Raw genomic sequence first — 7,710 nt, forward strand, 5'->3', positions numbered from 1 at the left:
GGGCCAGGGTCATGATGTGCGCCGGGTCGTAGCCCGGCTGCATGAAGGGATCCAGCTCCGGCAGGGTGTGCAGCGGCTGTTCGAAACCGGACACCAGCAGGATCCCGCCCACCCGGCGGGAGACGGGCAGGCGGCTGAGCTGACGCAGTATGGCGATGCAGCCGAGGCTGTGGCCCAGCAGGAAGGTGCGCTCATCGTGATCCCGGACCAGGTTGTCCATGGCGGCATCCCAGGCAGCCGGTGTCGGCTGGTGCGGGTCTGGCATGGCCAGCACCTCGACATGAATATCGCGGGTTTCGAGCTGCTGCTTGAGCCAGGGGAACCAGTGGGACTGGGGGGAGGCAGTGTAGCCGTGCACGATGAAAACGCGGGTGTGTGGCATGAGCATGATCCTGAAACGGGACAACAGGGAATGAAAAACCGTGCCGCTGCGGCAACTGGCCGGGGCGGCCACATCATAGCAGCGCTTGCCGGGTGGGGACACGCCCCTGTCTGGGTGGTACAGGGGCGGGTCAAACCGCTCAGTCCAGCCGTTTGGCCATGTTGTAGCCGGTGATGGCGAAGCCCGCCTCCTGGTAGAGCGCCAGGGCACGCGGGTTGTCGTATGCGACCCGTAGCTTGATCTGGCTGATGCCATTGGCCCTGAGCGCGGTTTCCAGCACCGCCATGGCGGCCTTGCCAATGCCCTGGCTGCGGTGAGCCGGTGCGACATAGAAGTCATAGATAAAGGTGGCGCTGGCGTCGGGGTCGATGGCGTGCCAGAGATAGCCCAGTGGCAGCATTTCTGCGGCTGTCGCTGGGCCAGCCCCCTCCGTTTCACCGGCGGGCAGGATGCAGAGCAAACAGTGGCCAGCGGTGTCGACCCCTTGCGGCAGAGAGTGCAGCAGGGAGGCCTCGGCCTTGCGACGGGCGGTGGCGAGATCATGGCCATGATTGCTGGCGAGATCCTGCGCATAGTCCTCGATGAAGTAGGCGCAGTAGGCGGGGTAGTGGGCCTGGCTCATGGGGATCAGGCGAACGAGGGGGGTTGGCATACTGCACATCACTCAACGGACGAATGGGTGCCCACGTTAACCCGGCGGTGAAGTGAGCGCAAACGGCGCTGACGCATCGCTTGCGGTTGCCCGGTACAGATGGCGCGCGGCTGGCCCATAAAAAAGAGCGCCCTTGGGCGCTCTTTTTTGACCAGGGGTGGAGGCGGTTATTTCACCTCTTCACCCTTGGCTTGCAGGTCTGCATGGTAGGAGGAGCGGACGAAGGGGCCGCAGGCAGCGTGGGAGAAGCCCAGCGCCATGGCGATATCCTTCAGTTCGTCAAACTCTGCGGGCGGTACGTAGCGCTTTACCGGCAGGTGGTGGCGGCTCGGCTGCAGATACTGGCCCAGGGTCAGCATGTTGACGCCGTGCTCGCGCAGATCGGTGAGCACCTGCACTATCTCCTCGTTGGTCTCGCCAAGGCCCATCATGACACCGGATTTGGTCGGCACATGGGGGTGCATCTCCTTGATGCGGCGCAGCAGCTCAAGGGACCACTTGTAGTCGGCCCCGGGGCGGGCGACACGGTACATGCGCGGGGCGGTTTCCAGGTTGTGGTTGAACACGTCCGGCGGCGTCTCGCGGAACACCTCCAGCGCCTGCTCCATCCGGCCACGGAAGTCCGGGGTGAGGATCTCGATGCGGGTCTGCGGGCTGTGCTCGCGGATCTGCTTGATGCAGTCGGCGAAGTGCTGGGCACCGCCGTCACGCAGATCGTCGCGGTCCACCGAGGTGATGACCACGTATTTCAGCCCCATCTCCTTGATGGTGAGTGCCAGCTTCTTCGGCTCGTCGGGATCCAGCGCCAGCGGGCGGCCGTGGGCCACGTCGCAGAAGGGGCAGCGGCGGGTGCATATGGCGCCCATTATCATGAAGGTGGCGGTGCCATGGTTGAAGCACTCTGCCAGGTTGGGGCAGGAGGCCTCTTCACACACTGAGTGCAGCTTGTTCTTGCGCAGCGTGCTCTTGATGTGCTCGATCTTCTGGCTGGACGGCGGCAGCTTGATCCGCATCCAGTCCGGTTTGCGCAGCACTTCCTCGTTGGGATCCGGCATGAATTTCACCGGGATCAGGGCCATCTTATCGCCATCGCGCAGCTTGACGCCCGGCTCCATACGAACGGGTTTGCTCATGATTCACTCTCGGTGTTTGTTATTGTTTGGTTGATAGCCGTCAGGGTCATCTCTGTGCCCTCGCGGCCGTACGGCAGGGCTTTCTCAGGCCGCATCGTCGATATTCGTGATCGTGTGATAGCCAATCAGGCTGGCCAGTTCGGCCACCAGCAGGGCCTGTGCTTCGGCCACGCTCTGCGGGCCGCCCAGGTCGCTGGTCTGGGTCATGGCCATGCCCGCATAACCGCACGGGTTGATGCGCAGGAAGGGGGTCATGTCCATGTTGATATTGAGCGCCAGCCCGTGGAACGAGCAGCCCTTGCGGATGCGCAGGCCCAGCGAGGCCAGCTTGGCTTCTGTCTGCATCGAGGTGCCCAGCGCGTTCTTCACATAGACGCCGGGGGCATCGGGTTTGGCATAAGCCTCAATCCCACTCTTTGCCAGGGTCTTGATGATGGCGGTTTCCAGACAGGTCACCAGCTCGCGCACCGACAGCTTGCTGCGGCGCACATCCACCAGGACATAGAGCACCAGCTGGCCAGGGCCGTGATAGGTCACCTGACCGCCGCGATCGCTCTGCACCACGGGGATATCGCCCGGTGCGAGCAGGTGCTCGGCCTTGCCGGCCTGGCCCTGGGTATAGACGGCATCGTGCTCCACCACCCAGAACTCGTCCGGGGTGTCGCTGGTGCGGCTATCGGTGAAGGCCTTCATGGCGTCCCATACCGGCTGGTAGGGGCGGCGACCCAGGTGTCTGACGAGCAGCTGTGGCTGGGCGGGGATCTGGGGTGACATCTTTTCCTCACAGGCTGGCGCTTGAGTCGGCACCATGGGTCAGCACTCGGGGTGGCACAAAATCAATCGCCCCTGGCGGGGCGAGAGAGGCAGCTTACAGGACGTAACGAACCAGCTCTATGTTACCGAGGGCGGTATACATTGCTTCGATATGTTCCTTGCTCTGGGCCGTTACTGTGACCCGCACCGAGTGGTAGTTACCCTTGGTGCTGGGTTGAACGGTCGGGCTGTAAGTACCAGGGGCGTGTTGTTGCAGCACTTCCACCACCTGATCCGGCAGGGCCGGGTCGGCAACGCCGAGCACCTTGAACGGGAACTTGCAGGGAAACTCCAGCAGTTCATCAAACTTGGTATTCATCTACTCACCTTTTGGCGTCATCACGGGATGACTTCATCTTTAATCTTGCGTGGCTGATGGCCTATGGCTCATCAGGCCGTCATGTACAAGCCTATATGGGCATTGCCCGGGCAGAGATCAAGGCCCGGACAGCTCGACAAGACATGGAGATGCTGCTTTTTACCACAAATCGACAGTCGGCGGAACCTGCAGAATGCAGGGTTATTCGCTGGTATGACCGGGTAAAGACAGCAGCGGCGCCTGTTAGCGCCGCTGTTTGGTCAGGATTGTGCGTCTTTCTTACTTGAACCAGCTGGAGACCAGCATCACCAGGTAATCCCACAGACGGCTCATCAGCCCGCCCTCCTGCACTTCTTCCAGCGCGACCAGCGGAACCTGCTTGATCTCTTTGTCGCCTTGCTTCAGGAACACGGTACCGACCCGTTGGCCCTTGGCCAGCGGGGCTTTCAGTTCGCTCTCGAGCTGGAAGTCCGCTTTCAGGTTGTTGCCCTGACCACGGGTGACCAGCACGGACACATCCTTGTCGACGCCCAGTTTCACTTCAGACTTGTCGCCCATCCAGATCTTCTGGGTGACCAGCTCGGTGCCGGCCTTGTACGGGGTCAGGCTCTGGAAGAAGCGAAAACCGTAGGTGAGCAGCTTCTTGCTCTCGGCGGCGCGGGAACCTTCGCTGTTGGCGCCCAGCACCACGGCGATCAGGCGCATACCTTCGTTGTTGGTGGCGGAGGAGACCAGGTTGTAGCCGACCTGGCTGACGTGGCCAGTCTTGATGCCATCCACTTGCAGGGACTGATCCCACAGCAGGCGGTTACGGTTGTGCTGGGTGATGCCGTTGAACACGAAGGATTTCTGGGCGTAGATCTTGTACTCCTCCGGCTGATCGTGGATCAGGGCCTGACCCAGGCGAGCCATGTCGCGAGCCGTACTGTAGTGACCTTCTTCATCCAGTCCGTGGGGGTTTTTGAATTGGGTATCTTTCATCCCCAGCTTGGCGGACCAGGCATTCATCAGGCTGGCAAAGGAGTCCGTGCTGCCCGCCAGGAATTCGGCCATGGCGACACAGGCGTCATTGCCGGACTGGATGATGATGCCCTTGTTCAGATCATCGACTGAGACCTGTTTGCCCACCTCGATAAACATCTTGGAGGAGTCGCTGTAGTTTTTGGACCAGGCGTTTTTGCTGATGGTCACCATGTCGGTGTTCTTGATGTTTCCTTCCAGCAACTCGTGACCAATGATGTAGGAGGTCATCATCTTGGTCAGGCTGGCAGGCGGCAGGCGTTCATCGGCATTGGCTTCTGCCAGTACCTGACCCGAGTAGTAGTCGATCAGAATATGGGCCTTGGCGGAGATCTCCGGCGCGGCGGGAACGACCATGGGGGCGGCGTTCGGAGTGGGGACTGGCGTATTGGCCTGGGCGGTGGCGCTGATCAGGGAGGCCAGAATAACTGAACGGGCAAATTTGGACATCTTGAAATTCCTGGAGCCTGGAAGGGGGGTAACCCAAGTTAAAATGCGGGCTTAACTATACCAGAAGCGCCCGTCGGTCATAGTCCGGCGTACTATCTGGTCTGGTTTTTTCTCCATCGGGAGCCGTCGTCACGCCGGGAAACGACGTGACGACGGGCACCAGACGCTGGCTCACCCGGGATGAGCCGCATGGTTTCAGGGGACGATAAAGGCTTGCTCCACCCCTCCTTGACGGATCTGCTCGAGCAGGCTTGCCTGTTGATCGGCGGCGACCGGTCCCAGCAGGACCCGGAAGAGGGCGCCGTGGACCACCACCTGATACGGCACGCCGTAGCGCTGAGTCATCACCTTGCCCATGGCTTCCGCCCTGGGCTGGGAGCCGCTGGCCAGCACCTGGATCATCTTGCCGTCGCCGCTGCTGGCGGGGGCGGCCGCCTTGGCCGGCGCTGGTTTGGCGGCTGGTGTGGCCATGGCGAGCGAGGTCGGTTCACCCATAAAACCCTCCTGCGCCGCAGCCTTCGGCGCGGCCGGGATCGCTGGGCTCTGCGCCGGTTGCATGGGTTGCATCGGCATCATGGGCACCATTTCGATCATCTGATCCGGTTTGTCGTTGATCAGCTCCAGCCGTACCCGCGCTTCACCGCTATCGATCATCTCCAGCTGCTTGGCGGCAGCGTAGGAGAGATCGATGAGGCGCGTGCTGTCGGACGGGCCGCGATCGTTGACTCGCACGATAGTCTCCAGCCCGTTGGCCAGGTTGGTGACCCGCACATAGCTTGGCAGCGGCAGGTTGCGGTGGGCGGCGCTGAACAGCGTGCTGTCCAGCACATCGCCGTTGGCGGTCTTCTGGCCATCCAAGTCCGGCGACAGCCAGCTGGCGGAGCCCTCTTCGCTGTAGTGTTTAATGTCGCGCCACACCTCGTTTTTCTGCTTGCCGATCCAGTAGTCACGGTTGCCGCTGGCACTCAGGGGCTCGGGACGTGGTATGGCGCCTGTGGCTTGCGGGATCTCGATGACCTGGGGTTTTTCCTGCTGGACGGGTTCCTGCGGCAGGGGGGCCTGCTCCGGCTGGCTGCTACAGGCGGCCAGCAACAAGCTCAGGCTGAGCGGGAGAAATTTGTGGCTGTAATGCATACGCTTCCTGGATTGCTTGACTGAGTTGATGTGCCGCCATCGCATAGAGAGGGCTGCGGTTATAGCGGGTTATCACATAAAAATTGTGGCGCGCGACCCAGTATTCCGGTCCATCGGCCTGTTCCAATACCAGCAATTTCACTGGCGTCTGTGGTGCCAACTGTGTGGCGAGTTCAATGCCGGCGGCGGCCAGCTCTGCCCACTGCTGCTTGAGCTCGGGCTCGGGTCTGAGCAGAGTACTGACGGGGGCCAGGCCGATCAAGGCGGGCTCGACGGCAGACTCGCCCCAGCGCCATTGATGCTTGGCGAAATAGTTGGCGACGCTGCCGATGGCATCCACCGGGTTGGCAAACAGATCCCGCTTGCCATCCCCGTCAAAATCGACAGCGTAGTGGCGGTAACTGGAAGGCATGAACTGACCCATGCCCATGGCGCCCGCATAGGAGCCCTTGAGGCGGGTGAGTGGCCACTTCTCCTCTTTGGCCAGCAGCACCAGCTGGGCAAATTCCTTGGCGAAGTACTCCTCGCGCGCGGGGTAGTGAAATCCCAGGGTGTAGAGGCTGTCGAGCACCGAGTGGCGGCCCATCTGGCGGCCGTAGAAGGTCTCTATGCCGATGATGGCGACGATGAGGGAGGCGGGCACCCGATAGGTCTGCTCTGCGCGGGCCAGTGTCGCCGCATGCTGCTGCCAGAACTGCTGCCCGTCACGGATGCGATCCGGAGTGACGAACAGCGGGCGGTAGCGATGCCAGGGCTTGGCCTCCCAGGGTCGGCTGATGGTGTCGAGTACCTCCTGGCGCAACCGGGCCTGCGCCGTGGCCGCCTGCAATTCGGCCAGCGGCACCTGCTGTTGTTCGGCCAGCAGGGCCAGCCGCGCGGGCTCCGGGGCGGCACTCGCCGTCAGCGAGCACAGGGCGAGCGCCAACCAGCCCCCTCTCATCAGGCCAGCAGCCTTCTGTGGGTCTGGATCGACATCAGGATGCCGAAACCCGCCATCAGGGTCACCATGGAGGTACCGCCGTAGCTCACCAGTGGCAGGGGCACCCCTACCACCGGCAGTATGCCACTCACCATGCCCATGTTGACGAACACATAGACGAAGAAAGTGAGGGTCAGGGCGCCCCCGAGCAGACGCTCGAAGCTGTTCTGGGCCTGCATGGAGATGAACAGGCAGCGGCTGATGATGTAGAGGTAGATGACCAGCAGCAGGGCGACCCCCACCAGTCCGAACTCCTCGCTGAAGACCGCAAAGATAAAGTCGGTGTGGCGCTCGGGCAGAAATTCAAGCTGGGACTGGGTGCCTTGCAGCCAGCCCTTGCCAAAGACGCCGCCGGAGCCGATCGCTATCTTGGACTGTATGATGTGATAGCCGCGCCCAAGCGGGTCTTTTTCCGGGTCGAGCAGCATCAGTACCCGCTGGCGCTGGTAGTCGTGCATCAAGAAAAACCAGAGCACCGGCATGAAGGCGCAGATGAGCAGCACCGCCAGGCCGATCAGCCACCAGCTGATCCCCGCCAGGAAGATGACGAAGAAGCCGGAGGCAGCCACCAGGATGGAGGTGCCGAGATCGGGCTGGGCGGCGATCAGCAGGGTGGGCAGCAGCACCATCACCAGGGCGATGACCACATGGCTGAATTTGGGGGGCAGCGAATGGCGGCTGAGCCAGGCTGCCACCATGATGGGCATGGAGACCTTCATCACCTCGGAGGGCTGGAACTTCATGAAGCCGAGATCCAGCCAGCGCTGGGCCCCCTTGCCGATGTGGCCGAACACATCCACTGCAATGAGCAGCAGCACCACCACCACG

The 7,710-nt window shown here is 62.1% G+C and carries 9 protein-coding genes; all 9 read right to left on the minus strand.

Annotation, left to right across the window (positions count from 1 at the left end):
* Positions 1-382: RBBP9/YdeN family alpha/beta hydrolase (locus tag AAC083_RS11885; RefSeq protein WP_108536710.1), on the minus strand; the 382-nt coding region annotated here is incomplete at its 3' end.
* Positions 383-521: 139 nt separating this feature from the next.
* Positions 522-1,034: a GNAT family N-acetyltransferase gene (locus AAC083_RS11890; protein WP_181364730.1), complete on the minus strand. Its 513-nt coding sequence runs from the start codon at positions 1,032-1,034 to the stop codon at positions 522-524.
* Between the two features lie 167 nt (positions 1,035-1,201).
* Complete coding sequence (lipA, locus tag AAC083_RS11895; protein ID WP_108536704.1) at positions 1,202-2,167, minus strand: lipoyl synthase; 966 nt, start codon at positions 2,165-2,167, stop codon at positions 1,202-1,204.
* Positions 2,168-2,251: 84 nt separating this feature from the next.
* Positions 2,252-2,941 (minus strand): lipoyl(octanoyl) transferase LipB, encoded by a 690-nt coding sequence (lipB, locus tag AAC083_RS11900; protein ID WP_108536705.1) that lies wholly within the window; start codon positions 2,939-2,941, stop codon positions 2,252-2,254.
* Between the two features lie 94 nt (positions 2,942-3,035).
* Positions 3,036-3,299 (minus strand): DUF493 family protein YbeD, encoded by a 264-nt coding sequence (ybeD, locus tag AAC083_RS11905; RefSeq protein ID WP_042034729.1) that lies wholly within the window; start codon positions 3,297-3,299, stop codon positions 3,036-3,038.
* A gap of 279 nt (positions 3,300-3,578) precedes the next feature.
* The gene (locus AAC083_RS11910; RefSeq protein ID WP_042034728.1) at positions 3,579-4,769 is read right to left on the minus strand and encodes a serine hydrolase; all 1,191 of its coding nucleotides are present in this window, start codon (positions 4,767-4,769) and stop codon (positions 3,579-3,581) included.
* Between the two features lie 195 nt (positions 4,770-4,964).
* Positions 4,965-5,903, minus strand: a complete 939-nt coding sequence (locus AAC083_RS11915) for a septal ring lytic transglycosylase RlpA family protein (protein ID WP_108536706.1) — start codon at positions 5,901-5,903, stop codon at positions 4,965-4,967.
* Positions 5,845-6,843, minus strand: coding sequence for a lytic murein transglycosylase B (gene mltB, locus AAC083_RS11920; protein WP_108536707.1), 999 nt, complete (start codon positions 6,841-6,843; stop codon positions 5,845-5,847). The genes AAC083_RS11915 and mltB overlap by 59 nt, the downstream gene beginning before the upstream one ends.
* A partial coding sequence (gene rodA, locus AAC083_RS11925) for a rod shape-determining protein RodA (RefSeq protein ID WP_108536708.1) occupies positions 6,843-7,710 on the minus strand: 868 nt, incomplete at its 5' end. The genes rodA and mltB, both read right to left, overlap by 1 nt.

Origin of the sequence: Aeromonas sp. HMWF014 (genome assembly GCF_963878295.1) — a bacterium.
GTDB lineage: Bacteria > Pseudomonadota > Gammaproteobacteria > Enterobacterales > Aeromonadaceae > Aeromonas > Aeromonas popoffii.